At 67.0% G+C, this 22,531-nt stretch carries 22 protein-coding genes; 11 read left to right on the top strand and 11 right to left on the bottom strand.

Annotation, left to right across the window (positions count from 1 at the left end; all coding sequences use genetic code 11):
* Positions 1 to 13: 13 nt before the first annotated feature.
* Positions 14 to 1,519, bottom strand: a complete 1,506-nt coding sequence (locus tag U5809_RS02760; protein ID WP_322085397.1) for a hypothetical protein — start codon at positions 1,517 to 1,519, stop codon at positions 14 to 16.
* 452 nt (positions 1,520 to 1,971) lie between these two features.
* Here U5809_RS02760 and U5809_RS02765 point away from each other — a divergent pair, with 452 nt between their 5' ends.
* The gene (locus U5809_RS02765) at positions 1,972 to 4,143 is read left to right on the top strand and encodes a hypothetical protein (RefSeq protein ID WP_322085398.1); all 2,172 of its coding nucleotides are present in this window, start codon (positions 1,972 to 1,974) and stop codon (positions 4,141 to 4,143) included.
* A gap of 7 nt (positions 4,144 to 4,150) precedes the next feature.
* Positions 4,151 to 4,858 (top strand): DUF3142 domain-containing protein, encoded by a 708-nt coding sequence (locus U5809_RS02770; RefSeq protein ID WP_322085399.1) that lies wholly within the window; start codon positions 4,151 to 4,153, stop codon positions 4,856 to 4,858.
* Positions 4,859 to 4,901: 43 nt separating this feature from the next.
* On the opposite strand, the gene U5809_RS02775 is transcribed toward U5809_RS02770, so the two are convergent.
* Both U5809_RS02775 and U5809_RS02780 read right to left on the bottom strand, forming a co-directional pair.
* Entirely contained in the window at positions 4,902 to 5,276 is a 375-nt protein-coding gene (locus U5809_RS02775; RefSeq protein ID WP_322085400.1) for a gamma-glutamylcyclotransferase family protein, read from the bottom strand.
* A gap of 58 nt (positions 5,277 to 5,334) precedes the next feature.
* Complete coding sequence (locus U5809_RS02780; protein WP_322085401.1) at positions 5,335 to 5,985, bottom strand: LysE family translocator; 651 nt, start codon at positions 5,983 to 5,985, stop codon at positions 5,335 to 5,337.
* Positions 5,986 to 6,150: 165 nt separating this feature from the next.
* Here U5809_RS02780 and U5809_RS02785 point away from each other — a divergent pair, with 165 nt between their 5' ends.
* Entirely contained in the window at positions 6,151 to 7,071 is a 921-nt protein-coding gene (locus U5809_RS02785; RefSeq protein ID WP_322085402.1) for a LysR substrate-binding domain-containing protein, read from the top strand.
* A gap of 76 nt (positions 7,072 to 7,147) precedes the next feature.
* Here the strand turns inward: U5809_RS02785 and U5809_RS02790 are convergent, their stop codons facing one another.
* Positions 7,148 to 7,984 carry an alpha/beta hydrolase gene (locus tag U5809_RS02790; protein WP_322085403.1) on the bottom strand — a complete coding sequence of 279 codons (837 nt, stop codon included), beginning with the start codon at positions 7,982 to 7,984 and terminating at the stop codon, positions 7,148 to 7,150.
* 154 nt (positions 7,985 to 8,138) lie between these two features.
* Positions 8,139 to 8,972, bottom strand: coding sequence for an oxidoreductase (locus U5809_RS02795; RefSeq protein ID WP_322085404.1), 834 nt, complete (start codon positions 8,970 to 8,972; stop codon positions 8,139 to 8,141).
* 94 nt (positions 8,973 to 9,066) lie between these two features.
* Here U5809_RS02795 and U5809_RS02800 point away from each other — a divergent pair, with 94 nt between their 5' ends.
* Positions 9,067 to 10,038 carry an AraC family transcriptional regulator gene (locus U5809_RS02800; protein ID WP_322085405.1) on the top strand — a complete coding sequence of 324 codons (972 nt, stop codon included), beginning with the start codon at positions 9,067 to 9,069 and terminating at the stop codon, positions 10,036 to 10,038.
* Positions 10,039 to 10,070: 32 nt separating this feature from the next.
* On the opposite strand, the gene U5809_RS02805 is transcribed toward U5809_RS02800, so the two are convergent.
* The gene (locus U5809_RS02805; RefSeq protein WP_322085406.1) at positions 10,071 to 10,706 is read right to left on the bottom strand and encodes a CoA pyrophosphatase; all 636 of its coding nucleotides are present in this window, start codon (positions 10,704 to 10,706) and stop codon (positions 10,071 to 10,073) included.
* Positions 10,707 to 11,101: 395 nt separating this feature from the next.
* Between U5809_RS02805 and U5809_RS02810 the strand changes: the two genes are divergently transcribed.
* From U5809_RS02810 to U5809_RS02830, 5 genes are all read left to right on the top strand, one after another.
* Positions 11,102 to 11,962 carry a PhzF family phenazine biosynthesis protein gene (locus U5809_RS02810; RefSeq protein ID WP_322085407.1) on the top strand — a complete coding sequence of 287 codons (861 nt, stop codon included), beginning with the start codon at positions 11,102 to 11,104 and terminating at the stop codon, positions 11,960 to 11,962.
* A 48-nt stretch (positions 11,963 to 12,010) separates the two neighbouring features.
* Complete coding sequence (locus U5809_RS02815; RefSeq protein WP_322085408.1) at positions 12,011 to 12,676, top strand: hypothetical protein; 666 nt, start codon at positions 12,011 to 12,013, stop codon at positions 12,674 to 12,676.
* 289 nt (positions 12,677 to 12,965) lie between these two features.
* Positions 12,966 to 13,892 (top strand): ribokinase, encoded by a 927-nt coding sequence (gene rbsK, locus U5809_RS02820; RefSeq protein WP_322085409.1) that lies wholly within the window; start codon positions 12,966 to 12,968, stop codon positions 13,890 to 13,892.
* 40 nt (positions 13,893 to 13,932) lie between these two features.
* Positions 13,933 to 15,306, top strand: coding sequence for an L-fucose:H+ symporter permease (gene fucP, locus U5809_RS02825; RefSeq protein ID WP_322085410.1), 1,374 nt, complete (start codon positions 13,933 to 13,935; stop codon positions 15,304 to 15,306).
* A gap of 2 nt (positions 15,307 to 15,308) precedes the next feature.
* Entirely contained in the window at positions 15,309 to 16,361 is a 1,053-nt protein-coding gene (locus U5809_RS02830; RefSeq protein ID WP_322085411.1) for an aldose 1-epimerase family protein, read from the top strand.
* Positions 16,362 to 16,395: 34 nt separating this feature from the next.
* Here the strand turns inward: U5809_RS02830 and deoR are convergent, their stop codons facing one another.
* Complete coding sequence (gene deoR, locus U5809_RS02835) at positions 16,396 to 17,166, bottom strand: DNA-binding transcriptional repressor DeoR (protein ID WP_059242175.1); 771 nt, start codon at positions 17,164 to 17,166, stop codon at positions 16,396 to 16,398.
* Positions 17,167 to 17,312: 146 nt separating this feature from the next.
* On the opposite strand from deoR, the gene deoC reads away from it, so the two are divergent.
* The gene (gene deoC, locus U5809_RS02840; RefSeq protein ID WP_322085412.1) at positions 17,313 to 17,993 is read left to right on the top strand and encodes a deoxyribose-phosphate aldolase; all 681 of its coding nucleotides are present in this window, start codon (positions 17,313 to 17,315) and stop codon (positions 17,991 to 17,993) included.
* A 13-nt stretch (positions 17,994 to 18,006) separates the two neighbouring features.
* Here deoC and U5809_RS02845 read toward each other — a convergent pair whose 3' ends face one another.
* Entirely contained in the window at positions 18,007 to 18,978 is a 972-nt protein-coding gene (locus U5809_RS02845) for a serine hydrolase (protein ID WP_322085447.1), read from the bottom strand.
* Entirely contained in the window at positions 18,969 to 19,580 is a 612-nt protein-coding gene (locus tag U5809_RS02850) for a serine hydrolase domain-containing protein (protein WP_322085413.1), read from the bottom strand. The genes U5809_RS02845 and U5809_RS02850 overlap by 10 nt, the downstream gene beginning before the upstream one ends.
* Positions 19,581 to 19,760: 180 nt before the next feature.
* On the opposite strand from U5809_RS02850, the gene U5809_RS02855 reads away from it, so the two are divergent.
* The gene (locus U5809_RS02855) at positions 19,761 to 20,627 is read left to right on the top strand and encodes a DUF2071 domain-containing protein (protein ID WP_322085414.1); all 867 of its coding nucleotides are present in this window, start codon (positions 19,761 to 19,763) and stop codon (positions 20,625 to 20,627) included.
* Between the two features lie 8 nt (positions 20,628 to 20,635).
* Here U5809_RS02855 and U5809_RS02860 read toward each other — a convergent pair whose 3' ends face one another.
* Complete coding sequence (locus tag U5809_RS02860) at positions 20,636 to 21,598, bottom strand: ATP-binding protein (protein ID WP_322085415.1); 963 nt, start codon at positions 21,596 to 21,598, stop codon at positions 20,636 to 20,638.
* On the bottom strand, positions 21,595 to 22,503 hold the full coding sequence (locus tag U5809_RS02865; RefSeq protein WP_176050961.1) for a DMT family transporter: 909 nt from the start codon (positions 22,501 to 22,503) through the stop codon (positions 21,595 to 21,597). Before U5809_RS02865 ends, U5809_RS02860 begins: the two co-directional genes overlap by 4 nt.
* Positions 22,504 to 22,531 lie beyond the last annotated feature (28 nt).

Below are 22,531 nucleotides of genomic sequence, written 5' to 3' on the forward strand. Positions count from 1 at the left end.
CGGCGCGAGCCCGTTACGAGCCCGGCGTATAGAAACTGGCCTGCACCTGGCTGCCGATGCTCGGGACATACGATAGCCAGGCGAGCGCCATCGCCCCGGTCGCGTTGACGGCCAGTGCCGGCCACGACGCGCTTTGCGCCGCCACCGTCGACGCGCTCCATGCGCCCTTCCGGTAGCTGGCCGCGATAACGGCCGACGCGCCCGGCAAGCCCGTGTCCTGCCATGCGGCCGTCACGTTGCCGGCCGCATCGATCACGAGCGGCGGGAACTGGATAGCCGCGCCGTTCAGGTGTTCCGTCAGTCGCTGCAGCGGCCCCCAGTTCCCGCTGGCATCGGACACGCTCACCTGCAGGGCCGCGCCGCCCTCCGCCCACATCGCAGCGGCCACGCCGTTGTCGTTGACGGTCAGCATCGGCGTGGCGACGAAACCCGTCGGCTCTACGATCGCCGGCGAGACGGGCTGCGCGGGCTGCCACCCGGTTCCGGACACGTAGCGTTGCGACATCGTGGCGGTGTAGATCTTGCCGCCCGTCACGTCGATCTCCCCCCAGAGCAGCGTGATGTTGCCCTTCGCGTCCATGCCGGCCACCGGCGAGATGATCGTCGTGAACAGGCTCGTGTTCGACACGGCCTGATTGACGTTGGTCCAGCCGTTGGTCGCGTCGTACGTGGCCGTCCACAGCGCCGAATGCGTATGGTTGGTCTGCCGCCACGCGAGCACGGCACGGCCCGACGCCAGGACCGAGATCATCGGCCGCACGTTGTCGGTATCGCCGGTCACCGCGCCCGGGCCGCTTTGCACCGGCATCTGGATCACCGCCGCAGGCGACCACTGTCCGGCCTGCGTGTAGCGCGACCAGGCGATCCGCGTATCGAGCAGGCTGATCGACTGCGTCCACGCAACGAGCGCGTTGCCCTGGCTGTCGATCCCGGCCGAATAGGTCGAACCCGTCACGTCCGGCACCAGCTCGAATGCCGCGCCCCATCCGCCGGCCGGGCTGTACGGGCGCGCCCACAGCGCGTACGTGTTGGGGCCCGGCATCCATTCGGTCCAGAACGCGACGGCCTGCCCGCTCGCGTTGCCCACCAGTTGCGGCGGACTCGAACTCGTGGTGTTCATCGAATGCGAGCCGTCGCCGGTGTCGAGCCGTGTCGCGCTGCCCCAGCCCGACCCCGCGACATAACGCGCGCCCCACATCTCGTTGCCGTTCGCGCCGGCCGGGCCGTTGGTCATCCAGGTCGCAAGCGCGTTGCCGCTCGCGTCGATGGTCACGCTGGGGTCGCCCTCCGGCCCCTTGCCATCCACCGCGACAGCCTGCGACCAGCCGGCCTGCGGCTGCGTGGTACCACCGCCCGTCGGGCCGCCGCTCGAACCGCCGCCGGGCGAGGTCGGGCCGGAAGGCGAACCGGGATTGTTCGGTGTCGACAGCGACGCGCCGTCGTTCGGCGCGACGTCGTCACCGCCGCATGCAGTCAGCGCGAGCGCGGCTGCCATGACCATCCATGTAATGGGTTTCATCGGAATCCTCTTGTTTTCATTTGTCGGCGCACGCTCATGTTCCGTTTGCCGAAACAGCGCATCGCATTGCCAGTAAATTAATAAGCAATGCTATTTATAAGGCATGGAAACCGGCATCCTTTCACGCCCCCGTCACGATCGACTCCGTCGTGCGGATCGATGCGAACGCCGCTTTCGGCAAACCGCCCCCGTCGCGTAGCGAGAACGACGACAGGTCGTCTATCGTCGGATGTCCGTCACTGCCGGCTGCATCTTAATTCAGGCAGTCCGGATTCAAGGTGGCGTTGCGTCCACACTGAGTGGACTTCCATTTCACCCGGCGGCGAGCGACGCAACCGGCCCGCCGGCGCATACCGGCAACCATCGCCGCGCGTGCGGTACGATACGCGCCGGGGCGACACGCCCCGCCTGAGAGACCCGGCCGTCGCGGCCCCCTACCCAGCACAAGAAAAATGCCAAGCAACCCATTGCTGCACCGACACCTGTTCGCCGCGCTGGCGGCCAGCCTGCTCTGGATTCCGGCCGCCCATGCCAGCGGCGACGACGGCTGCTACGCACCGACCACGCTCCGGCAGCCCGGCTACTCGTGCGCCAACCTGCCGATGCTGAGCCCCGCCAACGACACGCGCGTCAACGCGATGCTGCTGATGGTCGACAGCGCCAAGGTCGCGCAGGTGTTTCCAGACCCGAAGGCCATCCCGGCGAAAGACCGGATCAACCAGATCATCGTGCCGTTCCCGATGGACTTTTCCGGATGGATCGACATCGGCCAGAAGGAGCCCGAGAAGGCCGGCGGCACGACGGATGCCGATGCATCGTCGAACCGGTATGCCGACGGCGAAGGCAGCATCTGCCGCAGCATGAACGCGGGTGCCGATGCGTTCGACGATGCCCTGACCGGCGCCGGCGGCCTGCCCGCCGACGAAGCCACGCGCCTGCGCGCGGCGCGTACCGACATCGCGCGGAAAACCTGTGCCGCCGGCGGCGCAAGCGCCGCGTGGGCGAAACCGCCGGTCAAGTCGCCGCTCGGCCAGCAGTTCGCCGCGTACCTCGACGGCACGAACGCGTTCTATCGCGCCGACTTCCTCACCGCTACCCAGTCGTTCGCGAAGGCTTCGCACAGTGCGAACCCGTGGCTGAAGGAAACCGGGCTCTACATGGCCGGGCGCGCGCAGCTGAACGCCGCGCAGGCCAACGTGTTCGACAACGACAGCCCGACGCCGACGCGCGCGCGCGTGTCGAAGGTGTCGCTCGACGCCGCGAACACGGTGTTTCGCACCTACCTGAAGGTGTATCCGCAAGGGCGCTATGCGGTGTCCGCGACGGGCCTGTTGCGGCGTGTCGCGTGGCTCGGCGGGAACGTCACGCAGCAGGCCGACCTTTACGGGCACGCGCTCGCGCGCTGGTCGCCGGCGACGTCGAACGTGCCGCTGATGCAGCTGGCGAACGAGCTCGACAGCAAGCTGCTGTTCGGACCGGATTTCGACGCACGCCAGATCCAGTCGCCGACCGTGCTCGCGACCGTCGACCTGATGCGCATGCGCGTGTCGGACAGCGGCGATTCGAGCAGCAACAAGCCGATTACGCTGGACGAGCTGCAGGCGCAGAAGCCGCGCTTCGCGAACGCGCCCGTGCTCTACGACTATCTGCTCGCGACCTGGTATGTCCAGATCGGGCACAAGCCGGACGCCGCGCTCGAACTGCTGCCGCAGACGCCCGCCGCACCGCTCGACTACTTCGGCCTGAGCCAGCAGGCACTGCGCGCGTTCGCGCTGGAAGACAGCGGCCAGAGCGACAAGGCACGCCAGCTGTGGCGCGACCTGATCCCGCTCGCGAAATTCCGTTTCCAGCGTGAAGCGCTGGAACTCGCGCTCGCGATCAACCTGGAGCAGGCCGGGCTCGTCAACGACGTGTTCGCCGACGATTCGCTCGTGCAGAACGCCGCGATTCGCGCGGTCCTGCTCAGGCGCGCGGCCAATGCGGACCTGCTGCGCGCGCAGGCGCAAAACCAGGCGGCCGGCGGCGCGCTGCGCGACACCGCGCTGTACGCGTTGCTGTACAAGGAGCTCACGCGTTCGCACTACGCGGAGTTCATCGCCGATACCGCACTGGTGTCCGGCACGCCGGCCGATCCGCTGAAGCCGTTCATCGCTGCCGGCCCCAAGAAAGACGACGGCTATACCTGCCCGTCCGCGCGCGACATCGCGACGACACTCCAGCAGAATCCCGCCGACGCGAAAGGATTGAACTGTCTCGCCGAGTTCGTACGCCTCAATCCGCTCGTGGCCAACCTCGAAGGCGATTCGGCGCCGTGGGTGCGTTACACGCCGCCGTCGAGCACTCCGCGCACGCCGCCGCCGACCCTCGGCAACGCACCGTCGCAATTCGCGGGCAAGCCGTACGAACGGATGTCGAGCTACGTGACGGTCATGGCCGATGCGCAGGCGAACCCGAACGACCGCGCCTACGCGCTCTACCGCGCGATCAAGTGCTATGCGCCGGCAGGCAGCAACGAATGCGGCGGCAAGGAGGTGCCGAAGAACACACGCAAGCGCTGGTTCGATACGCTGAAGACCGCCTATCCGGGCAGCCCGTGGGCGCAGAAGCTCCGCTACTACTGGTGAGCGCCGCATGAAGCGCATCGCGTGCATCGCACTGTTGCTGGCCGCACGCGTCGCGCTGGCCGGCACCGTCGATGCCGCCCGGTACGACGCGTTCTGGCTGTGGGCCGGCGTGAAGCCGCAGGCCGTCGTGCGCGGCGCGCGCACCGTTTACGTGCTGCAAGGGCAGATCGAGGCGGCGCCGCGCGACGAGTCGCAAGTCCGCGTGATCGCGCAGGGCGTCGCGCTGCCGCCGGCACCCAACGCGCGCGTGTGGCTCGTCTATCGCGCGCATACGCTGCGCTGGACGCCGCGCGTCACGCAGATCATGCTCGCGCAGCTCGAACGCTGGCGTGCGTCGGGCCGCACGATCACCGGCATCCAGATCGACTTCGATGCGCGCACGCGCCATCTGCAGGATTACCTCGAATTCCTGCGGACGCTGCGCACGAGCCTGCCCGCCGATTGCCGGCTGAGCATCACGGGGCTGCTCGACTGGAGCAGCCGCATCGATACCGACCAGGTCAACCAGCTCAGGGGCATCGTCGACGAGGTGGTCGTGCAGACCTACCAGGGGCGCCGCACGATTCGCGACTACGCTGCCTACCTGCCGCGCGTCGCGCGGCTGCAGCTGCCGTTTCGCGTCGGCGTGATCCAGGGCGGCGAGTGGGACGCGCCGCCCTACCTCGCGTCGAATCCGTGGTTCCGCGGCTACGTCGTGTTCCTGCGTAACGACTAGCGGGTGGCAGCGTGCCGACGGCGAGCCGGCCCGTGCACGGGCGTCAGTCCGGACGCGGCGAACTCGCGTCGACGTACACCCACGCCGAGACGCCCGATTCGAGCACGACGCGATCGCGGCGATAGGCGGCGACTTCATAGTCGTCCGCGTGCTGCAGCTCCTCGCGCGTGATCGCGAACACGGCACCGGTCACGCGGTCGCCGGCCCGGCCCGTATAAGCCACCACCGGATGATGGGTCTTCCCGTTCGTCGCGACCACTTCCGGATCTTCGATCTTCAGCATCGTCATCGTGTAGCCGGGCATCGCATCTTCATGACCGTCGAGTTTGCGGCCGAAGGTGGCGAGCTGCACCTGTTCGAGTTGCAGCGTGCCGTAGGAAAAAAGATGCTCGGAGAAAGTCGGATCGGTGCTGAACATGAGGGAGCTCGATGGAAGAAGTCGGGGCCAACAAAGCGTAACGCAGATCGCCGATGCCCTACGCGGCTCCCGCGATCGTGCCGGCGAGCCCCACGAGCGCGATCACGAGCAGCGCGAGCGCCGACGATGCGGTGATCCAGCGCTGCTTCCGGTGAATCAGCGGATGGTTGATCGCGGCCATGTAGCCGGTCAGGATCGTGAAATCGACCGCGATCCACAGCGCGGCCAGGATCGCCAGGCTCACGCGCGAGTCCGGCGTAATCGCGACGAACTGCGGAAAGAACGCGACGAAGAACAGCAGGTCCTTCGGATTCGCGATGCCGACGAGAAAGCCTCGCACGATGCCGGGCAAACCGCGCTGTTGCGGGACCGCTTCGCCCGCCGCTGCGCCGCCGCTGCCGCGCATGCGGCCGGCGCGCCATTCGCCGAGCAAGGTGCGGATCGCCAGCACCGCGATGAACACGCAACCGATCACGTGCAGCCCGTCGAGCAGGCGATCGCTGACGAGCACGACGCCGAACACCATCAGCATCGCGCCCGCGATCATCACGAGGCTCGCGGCATTCGCGCCCACCGCGGTCAGCATGCCCTGACGGAAGCCGCGTCGCGCAACAGTGCCTGTCACGAGCATGACGACCGGGCCGGGCGTCGCGATGAGCAGCACGATCGCGGCAAGATAGGCGAACAGCAGCGGGTAATGGAATTGCATGACAAAAAGTTGATCTATCGATTGATGGACAGGCCGGTCACGGTGGCATCATGGTGGTCCGGCACGCAGAATTGCACCGTTTTATGGAGTATTGCGCGTCCGGGCCACTGCTGAAAAACGGAAAATCCTGTTACATCACATGAGTTTTATTCATATTAGAAACCCATGAAGGCCAAACCGCTCCCACCCGTCTACGCGCTGCGCGCATTCGAAAGCGCCGCGCGCACCGGCTCGTTTACGCTTGCCGCCGAGGAACTGAGCCTGACGCAAAGCGCGGTCAGCAAGCATGTGAAGACGCTCGAGGCCTACTTCGGCCGGAAGCTGTTCGTCCGGCGCGGGCCGAAGATGACCGTGACGGCGGAGGCGCACATCTTCGCGTCGGGCCTGAGGCGCGGCTTCCGGCAAGTCGAGGAAGCGTGCATGCTGTTCCAGACGCAACGCGACGTGCTGCGGCTCAAGGCGCCGTCGACGCTCACGATGCGCTGGCTGCTCGACGCGCTCGCCGCCTTTCGCGCCACGCGGCCGGCATTCGAAGTGCAGATCGCGAGCGTGTGGATGGATGTCGATACGGTCGATTTCTTCAGCGAATCCTACGATTGCGCGATCCTGCTCGGCACCGGCAGGTTTGGCGAAAGCACGCACTGCGTGAAGTTGTTCGACGAATGGCTGATTCCGGTGTGCTCGCGCGCGACCGCGACGCTCGCACGTGCGAACCCGTCCGCGTGCGAGCTGATTCACCCGTCGCCCGACCGGCGCGACTGGCGCCGCTGGCTCAAGGGCAGCGGCCACGATCTGGACGTCGATATCACGCGCGGGCAGGTGTTCGACATGCTCGAACAGGGGATGGCGGCAGCGATCGCCGGCCACGGGATTTCGATCGGCGACCTCGCGCTGTGCGCGAAGGCAATCGACGAGAAGCAACTCGCGCTGCCGTTCAAGACGGCCGTCAGCACCGGCGACGCGTACTACCTCGTCTGGCCCGAGGATTCCGGCAAGGCCGCGCAGGTGCGCGAGCTGCATGCGTTTCTGGCGAGCCGGATGCCGCGCCTGACGCGTCCGGGCGTCCGCTTCAACGGGATGGGCTGAAACATGCGGCAGGCGGTCGGATCGCCTGCCGCCCATCATGGCGCAGCCCGCCGAAGCAGGCATGCGCCCGACATCGTTACGCCTGCACGAACGCCAGCAGGTCGGCGTTCAGGATGTCCGCGTTGACCGTCAGCATCCCGTGCGAATAGCCCGGGTAGGTTTTCAGCGTGCCGTTCTTCAGCAGCTTGACCGACTTCAGCGCGGAATCCGCGATCGGCACGATCTGGTCGTCTTCGCCGTGCAGCACGAGCGTCGGGACGGAGATCGACTTCAGGTCGCCGGTCTGATCGGTTTCCGAGAACGCCTTGATGCCTTCATAGTGCGCCTTCGCGCTGCCTTCCATGCCCTGGCGCCACCAGTTGCGGATCACGCCCTGATGCACGGTTGCACCTTCCCGGTTGAACCCGTAGAACGGGCCGCTCGGCACGTCCAGGAAAAACTGCGCGCGATTGTCGGCGAGCGCTTTCCGGAAGCCGTCGAACACCTCGAGCGGCAGGCCTTCGGGGTTCGATTCGGTTTTCAGCATCAGCGGCGGCACCGCGCTGACCAGCACGGCCTTCGCGACGCGGCCGGCCGGCTCGCCGTGCTTCGCGACATAACGCGCGACTTCGCCGCCGCCGGTCGAGTGACCGATATGCACGGCATTGCGCAGGTCGAGCGCTTCGACGACCGCGAATGCGTCCGCGGCGTAATGATCCATGTCGTGGCCGTCCGAGACTTGCGCCGAGCGGCCGTGGCCGCGCCGGTCGTGCGCGATCACGCGATAGCCCTTCTGTACGAAGAAGAGCATCTGCGCATCCCAGTCGTCGCCGGACAGCGGCCAGCCATGGTGGAACATGATGGGCTGCGCGTCCTTCGGGCCCCAGTCCTTGTAGAAGATCTCGACGTGATCCTTCGTGGTGACGTATGGCATCGCGATTGACTCCTGTGAGGTGGATGAACATGGCGCACTGGCCGACGGCCATTATCGGACATTATTGTGAAATCACGATGCCACGACGCGACGCGATGGCCGATCACCCACTAGCAGGAAATGAACGGCGCCGTTGCGTCGCGCACCGCGCGCGTCAGCCGTCCGTCGAGACCGTCACGGCCTCCCATGCGCGGATTTCGTCGTCCAGTGCCGACAGCTTGTTCCGCACGAGCCGCAGCGCATCGCTGCCGAGCAGCAGATGCGCGGGCGGGTGGTCGGCTGCAATGACGGCGAGCATCGCCCGCGCGGCCTTCGCGGGATCGCCGGGCTGCTTGCCGCTCTTCTCCTCGCGCGCCTGACGGATCGGGTCGAATAGCGCGTCGTAGTCGGCGATCGAGCGCGGCGTGCGCGCCATCGAGCGGCCGGCCCAGTCGGTGCGGAACGATCCCGGCGCCACGGCCGTCACCGCGATGCCGAACGGCGCGAGCTCCTTGCCGAGCGTTTCGGAAATGCCTTCCAGCGCGAATTTGCTGCCGCAGTAGTAGGCGATGCCCGGCATCGTGATGTGGCCGCCCATCGACGTGATGTTCAGGATGCGCCCGCGCCGGCGTTCGCGCATGAACGGCACGACGGCCTTCATCATTGCGACCGCGCCGAACACGTTCACGTCGAATTGCCGGCGCATCTCCGCGAGCGGCGCTTCCTCCATGATCCCTTCGTGCCCGTAGCCCGCGTTGTTCACCAGCACGTCGACGGGCCCGACGTTCGCCTCGATCTCCGCGACGACGCCGTCGATGCGGTCGAAGTCGGTCACGTCGAGCACGCGCGCGAACGCCGCCTGCGCGGACAGCGCTTCGAATTCCCGCGCCGCCTGCGCGCCTCGTACCGTCCCGACCACCGTGTGACCGGCCGCCAGCGCCTCCCGTGCCAGCGCGCGGCCGAAGCCGCTGCTGACGCCCGTGATGAGCATGATGTTGCCGGATGCCATGTGTGCTTCTCCCGAATCTCGATTGGAGCATGCATACTAGTCTGACCATCGACGCCGATTAAGCCCGATTCCACTGATTTTCTTGCACAAAACTATGAGTGCCGCCCCCACCTCTGCTCCAGCGCCATCGCTGCCGCCGCGCGACCGGAAGCGCCTGGTGACGCTGCTGCGCACGCTGGCGCCCGACGAGGGCTACAACCTGACCGCACTGCCGAGCGTGCGCATCCTACGCTCGAACCGCGCGCTGTCGCGCACGCCGGTGCTGTACGACCCGGGCATCGTGATCGTGTGCCAGGGATCCAAGCGCGGCTACTTCGGCGGCGAGCGCTATCTGTACGACGAACACCATTACCTGGCCGTGTCCGTGCCCGTCCCGTTCAGCATGGAGACCGACGCGACGCCCGAGCGCCCGCTGCTCGCGCTGTACCTGCACCTCGATTTCACGCTGGCCGCCGAACTCGCGGCGCAGATCGACCGCGAAGGCAGCGCGGAACCCGTGCAGGCACCGCGAAGCATGATGTCGACGCCGATGGATCAAACGATGCACGCATCGGTGCTGCGTTTCGTCGAGGCCATGCACCGGCCGCTCGACGCCGCGGTGCTCGGCCCGGCGCTGCTGCGGGAGTTGTATTTCCGCGTGCTCACCGGCGCGCAGGGCAGCGCGATGCGCAGCGCGCTCGCGATGCGCGGGCAGTTCGGCCGGATCGGTCGTTCGCTGCGCGTGATCCACGCCGACTACGCGCAGCCGCTCGACGTGTCGCAACTGGCCGACGAAGCCGGCATGAGCGTGCCGAGCTTTCACAGTCACTTCAAGGCGATCACGCAGGTATCGCCGATGCAATACCTGAAGTCGACGCGCCTGCATCAGGCGCGGTTGTTGATGGTGCGTCAGGACCTAACGGCGGAAGCAGCCGGCTACGCGGTCGGCTATGCGAGCCCGTCGCAGTTCAGCAGGGAATTCAAGCGCCTGTTCGGCCTGACGCCGGCGAAGGAGACGCAGCGCATGCGCGCAAGCTTCGCGATTCCGGAAGCATTCGAGGATGCGGTGTTCGTGTCGTCGCATTGACGCGCACCGGAATCCGGCCGCGACGCACGCGTTCATCGCGCGACATCGAGCGCCAGACCGGCCAGCGACTTCAGGATGAACGCGGTCACACCCCAGATGTCCTGCGGCTGGTCCGCCCAGTACCAGCCGCCCACGCGTTCGCCGTCGCTGTACTGACGCGGCAGGTCCGGATTCAGCAACGCGGAAAACGGAAACTCGAAAATCTCCTCGACTTCGGCCGGCGCGGCCTTCCGTGCAGCGGTTTCCGGCACGATGCCGATCACGGGAAAGATCGCGTGATTCCGCTTTCGGGTTTTATGAATCGGCAAGCACCCGACCACGCGAACCGCGCCGGGCGCGAGGCCGATTTCCTCGAACGCTTCACGCAGCGCCGTCGCGCCGATACCGGCGTCGCCCTCCGCCGGACGTCCGCCCGGAAAGCTCACCTGCGACGAGTATTCGCTGAGCCCCGACGAACGCTTGGTCAGCAGGATCGTCGGCTCGCGCCGCGTAACGATCGCGACCAGCACGGCGGAGAATTTCCACTGCCCGTCGTTGTCCGCAAGATATTGCTTCGCCGTCGGCCAATCCGTTGCGGCCGAAATCCGGAAGCCTTCCACGCCGCGCACGATCGCTTCCAGGGCGGCTTGCCCGCCGCCGTTGCTCGACACGTTTCCGTCGGAAACCATGTGTTCCTCCTGCCCGCCTGAATCGGCAAGCGCCGAGCGACACCGAACCCGACACGTGTTAACCGGGCGCGGCGTCATAATCCTGGTCGTAAAACCGGATGCCCCTCATTCGGATGCGCTCGCCGATGGCGCGCACACCCACTCGACTCTCCGCTCCAGCGCAAGAATAGCCGCCATCGTTGCGGAAATCCGCGCGACCGGGCCGAATCGCAGTCGACGCATCAGAGCACCCTGATGATGCACGAAACGCGGATCGAAGGTATGCCGCACCTTCATCGCCTCTTGCGGGCACAATGGCATGCCGCATCGCCACGCCATGCATCGAGAACGTCGGCGCAAGCAACCGATCGATCCTGTTCCAGAGTCGGGCAATCGCCCCCCTACACGAGATTCCAATGACGCCGTATGCCTTCCGCCTGCTGAATGTCTTCGCCGAATCGACGTTCGGCGGCAACCCGCTGTGCGTGTTCGAAGACGCGCGCGGCATGGACGACGCGACCATGCAGGCGCTGGCCGTGCAGTTCAACCTGTCGGAAACGACCTTCGTGCTGCCGTCCGAGCATGCGCACGCGCGGGTCCGCATCTTCACGCCGGGCTATGAAATGGCCTTTGCTGGCCATCCGACGCTCGGCACCGCGCATGTCGTGCGCGACCTGCTGAAAACGGGCGATGCGCTGTCGCTCGAATTCAAGGCCGGCGTCGTCAACGTCGACGCGCGTGACGACGTGTGGACGTTCGTCGCGCCGCACGCGGGCATGCCGAAGTCGGCGCCATGCGAATTGTCCGACGCGCAGACGGCGGCACTGCTGGGGCTCGCCGAGGACGATCTGCTCGCGCCGCCGATCTGGGTCAACACGGGTGCCGATCAACTGCTGGTCGCGCTCAAGGACCCCGCAGCCGTGCGGCGCGCACGGCCCGACGGCGCCCGCCTCGACATCTGGCCGCCCAGCAGCCTCGGCCGCAAGACCGCGTATGTGTTTGCATTCGACGCGGAACGCCCGGGGACGGTGGTGTCCCGCTACTTCTTCGTGAAGCAAGGCGGCGGTGTGTCGGAAGATCCGGGCACCGGGTCGGCCTGTGCGAATCTCGGTGGCTGGCTGCTTGCCGCCGGACGCGATCTGCCTGCCGCGTTTCAGGTCGAGCAAGGCGAAGCCGTCGGGCGGCCTTGCCTGCTGCGGTTGTCGGTCAGCGCGGCTGGCGCGATCAGTGTCGGCGGTCGCGTGGTGGAGCTCGGACGCGGCGTCGTCAACGTGTAAGGACAGCCGACGGACATCTCACCGCCCGCTCCCGATCCGCTCACCGGCATGAACGACATCACCCTCGCACTGCGCTCATCCTGCGATGCCTGTTTCGGTACGGCCGCTGTCTGGCCGCTCGTCGAGCGTGCATACGGCGAGTCGCAACGCTTCTACCACACGCTTGCACATCTGGTGGAACTGTTCGCGCATCTCGCGCCGTATCGTACGGAACCGCTATGGCCGGCAATCGAACTCGCCGTCTGGGCACACGATGTCGTCTACGCAACGACACTGCCAGATTATTCGCATAACGAATCACATAGCGCGCAATGGCTCATGCGGGTCACGCACGAACACTGCGCGGCATCCTGGCAGCATGCACACGCATTGCACGTGTCCGTCGCACACGATCTCGTGCTCGCCACGAAGTCGCACCGGTTGCCCGAATCGTTCGCGCTCGATCCGGCGCTGCAGCGCGCCGGACAGCTCTTTCTCGATGCCGATCTCGCGATCCTCGCGGCTACGCCCGACCGGCTGCGCGAATACGATCGCGCGATCGCACGCGAATGGGCGCAGGATCCCGATGCACCGTCGGCCGCCTTCCGCGCCGGTCGCAAGCACGCGCTCGAACATCTGCGCGGACAGACTCCGCTGTTTCGATCGGCGGAATTTGCGGCGCTCGCGCCGCTCGCGCAACGCAACCTCGACACGCTGATCGACGCATACGCGTGAGCGTCACCGCGCCCGTTCGCGCGAACACACCTTCATCGCCGCCGCGCTCGCGGGGCTCGGCCTCCCGCGAAAACAGGGACAGCCTCGTCGATTTCGAGCGCCATTTAACGATGAGTCGCGCTGAACCCCCCGATTTCCCGCCGAACTGCCCGCTCGTCCCACGGCCCCTCAAGTGACCCCACTAACATCATAAGATTGCATTTTCACATTTTATGTGATTTTATTATCACTTGCTGCGGCCGCCGACGACCACGCGCGCGGCCCACCTCATACCAAGGAAGAGACGCAGATGGAGACAATCGCCGTCATCGGCAGCAACATGGTCGACCTCGTGACCTATGTCGCACGCATGCCCGCGCGGGGCGAAACGCTCGAGGCGCCGAGTTTCGAACTCGGCTGCGGCGGCAAGGGCGCGAACCAGGCCGTCGCGGCCGCGCGCCTCGGCGCGCGCGTCGTGATGGTCACGAAGGTCGGCGACGACGTGTTCGCCGACAACACGATCCGCAACTTCGAGCGCGAAGGCATCGACACCACGCACGTGCGCAAGGTCGCCGGTGTACCGAGCGGCGTCGCGCCGATCTTCGTCGAACCCGATTCGAGCAACAGCATCCTGATCGTCAAGGGCGCGAACCGCCATCTGAAGCCGGCCGACATCGACGCGGCCGCGCCGGCGCTCGCCGAATGCGCGCTGATCGTGCTGCAGCTCGAAATCGAGCTCGACACCGTCTATCACGCGGTCGATTTCGGCGCGCGGCACGGCATCCCCGTGCTGCTGAACCCCGCGCCCGCGGTGGCCGACCTCGATTTCGAACGGATCCGCTCCGTCGAATTCTTCGTGCCGAACGAAACCGAGCTCGCGATCGTGTCGGGCATGCCGGTCGATTCGCGCGAGAGCGCCACCCGCGCCGCCGAAGCGCTGGTCGCGCGCGGGCTGAAGCACGTGCTCGTCACGCTCGGCAGCAACGGTTCGCTGCTCGTCTCGCGCGACGGCGTGCGGCACGTGTCGGGCGTTGCGGTCGACGCGCGCGACACGACGGGCGCGGGTGACGCCTACATCGGCTGCTTCGCGCGCTGCTACGCCAGGTCGCGCGATGCCGTCGACGCCATGCGCTACGCGTCCGCGTATGCCGCGCACTCCGTCACGGGCCTCGGCACGCAGAAGTCGTACGCCGACGCCGCGACGTTCGAACGCTTCCTCCACGACGCCGGCCTCTGAACGGCGCCTTCATCGACGAGACATTGGGAAGGAGACACCCATGAGCCGAGCCAGGATCGAACACACACCCGACGGCTATTACCTGAACCGCACGCCGCTCTTCGCGTTCACGCTGCTGTGCTGCCTGTTCGCGCTGTGGGGCACCGCCGCGAACCTGAACGACGTGCTGATCGCGCAGTTCAAGAAATCGTTCTTCCTGTCCGATTTCGAATCGGCATTCGTGCAGTCCGCGTTCTATCTCGGCTACTTCTTCCTCGCGATTCCGGCCGCGACCGTCGTGAAGAAGTTCAGCTACAAGACGACGATCCTCGTCGGCCTGCTGCTCTACACGACCGGCTGCCTGCTGTTCTTCCCCGCCGCGTCGATGGCGAAATACGGGATGTTCCTCGTCGCGCTGTTCGTGATCGCCGCGGGCCTGTCGTTCCTCGAAACGGCGTCGAACTCGTACTCGACGCTGATGGGCCCGCGCGACACCAGCACGCGGCGGCTGAACATCTCGCAGACGTTCTATCCGTTCGGTGCAATGGCCGGCGTCTACATGGGCAGCCTCCTGATCTTCAAGGAAGGCGACGCGTCGCACGCGCAGCTCGCGGCGATGTCGGCCGCCGAAGCGCACGTGCACCAGCTCGCGATGATCCAGGCCACGCTCGAGCCGTACAAATGGCTGATCGTCGTGCTCGTCGCCGTGTTCATCGTGTTCGCGCTCACGCCCTACCCGGCCTGCAAGGGCAACGGGCCCGGCGTGGTCACGCACCGGATCGACGCGCGCGGCACGCTCGCGCGCCTGTTCGGCAACCGGCGCTTCGTCGCGGGCGTGGTCGCGCAATTCCTGTATGTCGGCGCGCAAGTCGGCGTGTGGAGCTTCACGATCCGGCTCGCGATGCAGATCGGCGGTCTCACCGAGCGCGGCGCATCGCACTACCTGCTCGCGACGTTCTTCGCGTTCTTCGTCGGCAAGCTGGTCGCGACGCTCGTCATGAAGCGCGTCGGCCCGGCCAGGGTGCTGATCGTCTACGGCATCCTGTGCATCGCGCTGCTCGCGTACACGATCAGCGTGCACAACATCACGGCCGTCTATGCGGCCGTGTGCGTGAGCGTGTTCCTCGGCCCGTGCTGGCCGACGATCTACGGCCTGACGATCGACGGTCTCGGCAAGGACACCGAATACGGCGGCTCGATCCTCGTGATGAGCATCGTCGGCGGCGCGGTCGTGCCGCTGATCCAGGGGCTGATCTCCGACCACACCGGCGGCAACATGCAGCTCGCGTTCGTCGTGCCGCTCGCGTGCTTCGTCGTGATCGTCTACTACGGCTTCTACTGCCTGCGCCACCTGCCGGCCGCAACGCCCGACGCAGCCTCCGACGGCCGCGCGCCCGCGCGCTACGCCGCGTCGCGCAACACGTCCGGAGCGTGACCATGCGAGGCGAGATCGAACTGCGGCGCGACGACTTCCGCGAAACCCCGCGCACGCTGTACCGCACCGACGGCGTCACCGTCACCGCGTTCGCGTATCCGTCCGGCGTCGAGGCGCTGAAGCTCGCAAACCGCCGCGGCCATCTCGTCGTGCTGCCGTATCTCGGCCAGATGATCTGGGCCGCCGAATTCGACGGCCACGACCTGACGATGAAGCACATGTTCCGGCAGCCGAAGCGCGCGGCGTCGATCATCGACACCTACGGCTGCTTCATGTTCCACAGCGGGCTGCTGCGCAACGGCTGCCCGGGGCCGGACGACACGCATGCGCTGCACGGCGAGATGCCGTGCGCACCGATGGACCGTGCGAGCCTGGTCGTCGGCACGGATGCGCGCGGCGCAATCGTCGAAGTGACCGGCGAATACGAGTACGTGCAGGGCTTCGGCAGCCACTATGTCGCGCGCCCGTCGGTGCGGCTCGCCGAACACGACGCGCAGATGACGATCGCGATGGACGTGACGAATCTCGGCGGCACGCCGATGGACCTGATGTACATGGCCCACCTGAACTACGCGTACGTGCCGGGCGGCCGCTTCGTGCAGTCGCTGTCGCGCGGCGGGTTGCGGCTGCGCGACAGCGTGCCCGCCCACGTCAAGCCGACCGCTGCGTGGCGCGACTACACGGCCACGCTCGCACGCGAACCCGAACGGCTCACGACGCTCGATACGCCCGCGCTGTACGACCCCGAGATCGTGTTCTTCATGAACGGCGTGGAAACGGACGCCGACGGCGTCGCGCATTTCCGGCTCGCGCATCCGGACGGCGGTGCTTTCCACACCGCATATCGCCCCGAGCAATTCCCGCATGCAACGCGCTGGATCCTGCACAACGCGGACCAGCAGGTCGCCGCGTTCGCGCTGCCGTCGACCTGCGAGCCTGAGGGGTATGAAGCCGAACGCCGCAAGGGCCATGTCACGACGCTCGCGCCGGGCGCGACGCGACGCTTCGACGTGCTCACCGGCTACCTGAGCGCCGCGGAAGCACGCGATGCCTGATGCGATGCAAAGCGCGAAGGCCGCCCGTGCGGCGTCAGGTCACGAGCGCGATGCCGTGTTCGCGGATCGCCGTTTCGTAGCGGCGGCTCAGTTGCCCGTCGGAGATCACGTAGTTGAAATCGGTCAGTTCGGCGAAATAGGCCGCGCGCACTTCGTCGAACTTCGTGTGGTCGACGAGCAGAAAGCGGTTCTGCGCGCGCGCCATCACTTTCTTCTTCGCGTCGACTTCGTGGAAATTGAAGCACGTGACGCCGCAGCGATCGCTGACGCCAGCCGCCGAGATGAATGCCTTCGACACGCGCACCGAATCGAGGATGCCCGTTTCGGCGACCGATTCGAACACCATGTTCTGGCGGTGATACGCACCGCCGCACAGGATCACGTTGCAATGCGGCTTCTGCTGCAGCTTCGCGAACACGTTCAGCGAGTTGCAGACCGCCGTGAACTCGAGGTCGTCCGGGATGAAATCGACGATGAACGGCGTGGTCGAGCCGCAGTCGACGAAGATCGTGTCGCCGGTCGTCACGAACTGCGCGGCCAGCTTGCCGATGCGGCGCTTCTCCTCGGTCTGCCGATTGTTCTCCGCGCTGATCAGGTATTCGCCGATGTCGCTGCGCTGCGCGGCGAAATGGCGCGTCACATAGCCGCCGATCAGGCTGAGGCCGTGCGGATTGTCCGCGAGATCGCGGCGGATCGTCATCTCGGACACGCCGAACAACTCGGCTACTTCCTTCAGATGAATCGCGTTCTGCCCTTGCAGCACGTTCATCAATGTCTTGATCCGTTCGCCCTTCTTCGTTTCCATGCCAGTATCCTGCGTACCCGTCGCATCCGTCGCGTGTCGTGCCGGGCGCACAGGCCCGGCCGGAATGTCGTATTTGTAACAAACCGATGTGAAAACATCAACTTTCCGTGTGCCCTTCCGGCACACGAACCGTGGAGTCCTGACACATGCCGCTTTCCAACGCCCAACTCGCCCAAACCATCGATCACACGCTGCTCGCGCCCGACGCGAGCGACGCGCAGATCCGCGAACTCTGCCGCCAGGCGGCCGAGCATCGCTTTTACTCGGTCTGCGTGAATTCGGCGAACGTGCCGCTCACCGCACGCGAGCTGGCCGATACCGGCGTGCTCGTCTGCGCGGTGGTCGGCTTTCCGCTCGGCGCCGGGCTGTCGGCTGCGAAGGCATTCGAAGCCACCGCCGCGATCGATGCAGGCGCCGGCGAGATCGACATGGTCATCAACCTCGGCGCGCTGAAGAGCGGCCGCGCCGACGACGTGAAGGCCGACATCGCGGCCGTGCACCGCGCATGCGGCGCGGTGCCGCTCAAGGTGATCCTCGAAACGGGGCTGCTGACCGACGACGAGAAGGTGCGCGTGTGCGAAATGTGCCGCGATCTCGGCGTCGCGTTCGTGAAGACGTCGACCGGGTTCGGCCACGGCGGCGCGACGCTCACGGATGTCGCGCTGATGCGCCGCACGGTCGGCCCGGCACTCGGCGTGAAGGCATCGGGCGGCGTGCGCGACCGCGCGGCCGCGCTCGCGATGCTCGAGGCCGGCGCGACGCGGCTCGGTACGAGCTCGGGGGTGGCGATCGTTACCGATCAGGGGGGCAGCGGGTCGGGGTATTGAACCGGCGCCGGCGTCAGCGGGTGAAGACGTTCAGCCCGCCGTCGCTGAACAGTTCGGCCGTCACGCGCGTTGGCGGTGTGCCGGCGAACGTGAGCGCATATTTCGAACCGGGCGGCGCCATTTCACCCGACGGGCTGATCGCGAACGTATCGCCGTCCCAGTGCGTGCACGCGAACGACACGTTGCCGGCACCGATCGTCAGCACCAGCGCGTTGTTGACGACGCTCACCGTCATCGGCCCGTAGTAGTCGTTGCCGTAGGTGCCGGCACAGGCGGTCAGCGCTTGCGGCGGCGCAGGCGACACGGGAGCAGCTGCACCGGCCAGCGACCCGGCCGGCGCGGTCAGCGGGGCCGTCTGCTCTTTCGCGAAGGCCGCCCAGTCCCGTTGCTGCGCACCGTACTGGACCAGGTCGAGGAAGGCGAAACCGATCGCCTCCGCCACGCCGACCGGCCAGGTGTTGGTCAGCACCGCAATGCCGATGTCGAGCGACGGCACGAGCACGAAGAAGGTACCGGCGCCCAGCAGGAAGCCGCCGGAGTGGCTGACCATCGGCCGCCCGCCGTCGGCGGTCGTGCCGACGTTGAAGCCGTAGCCGTAGTACGCGGCGGCGCCGTCCGCGCTCGCCGGATGGATCAGGATCTGCGCCGACAGTGCGGGCGACAGCGCGGCGGCGGGGATCAGTTGCGTCGCGCCGGCGCGGCCGTTGGCCAGCACCATCGCCATCCATCGTGCGAGATCGTTGACCGACGAGCTCACGCCGCCCGCCGGCGATTGCAGGTCGGCATCGCGCGGCGCCGCGACCGGCACGAACACGCCGTTGACAGGTACGTGCCCGACCGCATGGTTCGCGCTCGCCTGGTAGTCCGCGTATCGCGAGCTCGTGCGCGTCATGCCGAGCGGCGCATAAACGGCCTGCTCCGACAGCGTCGCCCAGTCGATGCCGGCCGCATTCGCGACGCCGATCGCCGCGGCCGTCAGGCCGATGTCGTATACGCGTAATGGCTTCGGTAGCCGACAAGCGGGATCTCGCGCAGCCGGTTGAACACGGTTGCCCGGTCGAACCCGAGTTCCTCTAGCTGATCGCCGACGTGCTCAGGCAGCCCCGAACGGTGCGCATACAGGTCGGCGACCGTCAGCGACTGCGTGACCGACGGGTCGGACAGCGCGAACGACGGCATCAGCTGCTGCATCCGCGTGTCCCAGCTCACGACACCCTTGCCGACCTGCGACGCAACGACCGTCGCGCCGATCGACTTCGAGACCGACGCAAGCTGAAAGATCGTATCGGCGTCGACGGGCTGGCCGGTGGCCGTGCTGCACACGCCGTAACCCTTTGCGAACAGCGCCTTCCCGCCGTGCACGACGGCCACCGCGATGCCGGGCACGCCCGAGCTGCCGAGCAGCGCGCTCACGAGCGGATCGAGCTGTGCGACGGCCGCCGCGATCCGTGCATCGGACACCGGCGCAAGCGGATCCGCCGACACCGAATCACCGCCGCATGCCTGCAGCATGCCGAGGCCGCCGATGCCCAGTGCCGAGCCGAATGCCGTCTTGAGGAAGCGCCTGCGATCGAGAGAGTCGGTCATGATGCATACCCCGTGGATTGGTGCGTGCTTGTTCTGTTTTTTGATTTCCGACGCGATCCGGCAGGGCCCGGCCCCGATCGCCCGGACAATATGCCTGCACCGCACGAATCCCACAATACCCGGGCGTGGCGCCGATCGTCGTCGCGCACCCTCTTCGTTCCATGCCGTAACCCCGGCACAATGCCGCTCATGCACTACGACAACACCTTCGTTTACCCGTCCGCCGGCATCGCCGGCCGGCTCGCCAACCGGATCGTCGCGAGTGGCCCGCTCTTGCGGGCGCGCCGCGCGCTGCTGTCGCGGCTGCCGTTCCTGCAGTTGGCGAGCGACGTCGAGAACGTCGTGTATTGCACCTGGGTCGTCGATGTCGCCGCCGTCGCGCATCTCGTGCCGCGCGGCGTCACGCTCGCGAGCCGCGACGGCCGCACGCTGTTCACGACGCTCACCTATGCGCACCGGCACTTCGGCCCGCGTCTCGCCGGCCCGTTGCGGCACATGTTTCCTTCGCCGCTGCAGAGCAACTGGCGGCTCTACGTCGACGCGCTGCCGGACGGCAAGCCGGCCGAGCGCACCGTGCTGTTCGTGAAGAACGTGTTCGATCACCCGCTCTATGCGCTCGGCAGTCGGCTCTTCAGCGACGCGCTGCCGTCGCATCTCGCGCGGCGCTTCACGCATGAGGTGCGAGACGGACGCTACGACACGCTGCTGGCCAGCGGCGGCGGCAGCGCGCCGGACTTCCGCTGCACGGCCGAAGCGTCGGACGACCGAACGCTGCCCACTGCATTCGCGCCGTTCTTCAGCGACTGGCGCGCGGCCGTCGCATCCCTGTCGCTTCAGCACGCGACCATCGCGCATGTCGCGGACTGCGACCGCCTGGCCCATGCATCGATCGACCTGCCAATCGACATCGACGCGGTACGGCCGCTGAAGTCGGTCGGCCCCACCGGCGGCGGCAATTTCCTCGCACGCATCGGCGCCACCGGCGAACCGATGTGCTTCGTCGTCCCCGACGTCGCGTTCCGCGTATTGTCCGAGCGGTTGCTGTAGCGCGACATTCAGCCTAGCCGTTGCCCGGGTGAATCTTCGTCCGCAAGCCGCCCCGCGTAATCGCGCGCGAACTGCACGGCGATCCGGCCCGAGCGCGCGCCGCGTTCCAATGCCCACTGCAGTGCGGGCTCACGCGCGGCGCGAATCTGCTCGCCATCGAAGCCGGCCGCACCGAGACGGCTCTCGACCACGGCAAGGTATTCGTCCTGCGTAAAGCCGTAAAACGTGACCCAGATCCCGAAGCGCTCCGACAGCGAAATCCGCTCCTCGACCGCGTCGCCCGGATGCAGCTCGCCGTTCTCCGCACGCGTCACGTTCGCGTTGTCGCTCGCCTGCTCAGGCATCAGGTGGCGACGATTGGAAGTCGCGTACACCAGCACGTTCGACAGGTCGCTCGCGACCGAGCCGTCGAGCACGGTCTTCAGCCCCTTGTAGCCGGTCTCGCCGGCCTCGAACGACAGGTCGTCGCAGAACACGATATAGCGCTCGGGCCGCGTGCGCACCAGCTCGACGATCGCCGGCAGGTCGTTCAACCCTTCCTTGCTGACCTCGATCAGCCGCAACCCGTGCGCGGCGAACGCGTGCAGGCACGCCTTCACGATCGACGACTTGCCGGTGCCGCGCGCGCCGGTCAGCAGCACGTGATTGGCCGCGAACCCGCGCACGAACTGCCGCGTGTTCCGTTCGACGATCGCCGCCTGCCGGCCGACGTTGCGCAGCGCGTCGAATCCGGCGAGCGCGGATGTGGCGATCGGTTCGAGCGGCGCCGTTCGAGGGCCGCCGCCGAAACCGCGCCAGCGAAACGCGACCGCCGCATCGAAATCGACGGCCGCCGGCTGCCCGGTGTGCGCCATCGCTTCGAGCGCGGTCGCGATTCGTTCGAGCTGGCGAGACAGCGACGGGTCGGCAACGGGCACACGCGCATCCGGCAGCGCGGCAATCAGGTCCTGCATGTCGAAATCGGCGCTCATTGGCGGACACCTTGCGACGCACTTGCCTGGAACGGGAATCGCTGCGCGATCGCCACGCCGACGAGCGCGACACCGCCGCCGATCAGGTGATACAGCCGCAGCGATTCGCCGAGCAACACGATCGCGCCGCCGGCCGTCATCAGCGGCAGCAGGTTCATGAACATCGCGCAGCGGCTCGGGCCGAGCAGCCGCACGCCCTGCATCCACAGATACGGCAGCACCACCGACGCCAGCACGCCGGCGTACAGGATCAGCGGCACACTCGCGCGCGTCGGCCATGCGGCTTGCGCGGGCAACCGCAGCAGCATCGGCAGCATGAACACGAGCGCGGCCAGCGCCTGCACGTAGGTCGACTGCCATGCCGGCAGCGCACCGATGCGCCAGCGCTTGAGCAACACGCCGTACAGCGCGTACGCGGCCGACGCGGCCAGCATCAGCAGGTCGCCCACGTGGACGCCACGCGCGGCGATCGCCGTCGGGTGCCCTTCGGCAATCAGGTAGACGACACCCGCGAGCGACAGCACCCCGCCGCCGATCATGCCCGCGCCCGGCGGGTCGCCGAGCAGCAGCGAACTGAGCACCATCGTCATCAGCGGCACGAGCGCGGTGATGATCGCCATGTTGGTCGCGCTGGTCGTCCTCGCGGCCTCGTAGGACAGGCTCTGGAACAGCGCCATCGCGAGAAAGCCCAGCACCGCGAGCTTCGGCAGGTGCGCGACGAGTACCGCGCGATTGCGCCACGCGGGGGCCAGCGTGAAGACGCTCATCAGCGCGACCGCCAGCAGCAGCCGGTAGAACGTAATGGCAGACGGGTCGATCGTCGACGCCGACAGCTTCGACACCACGACGTTGCCGGCCCACAGCGCGATCGCGCAGAAGGGAAACAGAAAAGGAGACTTGTTCATCGCGTTTGACGGATTAATATCCTGACAG

This window comes from Burkholderia sp. BCC1999 (assembly GCF_905339975.1).
Classification (GTDB): domain Bacteria; phylum Pseudomonadota; class Gammaproteobacteria; order Burkholderiales; family Burkholderiaceae; genus Burkholderia.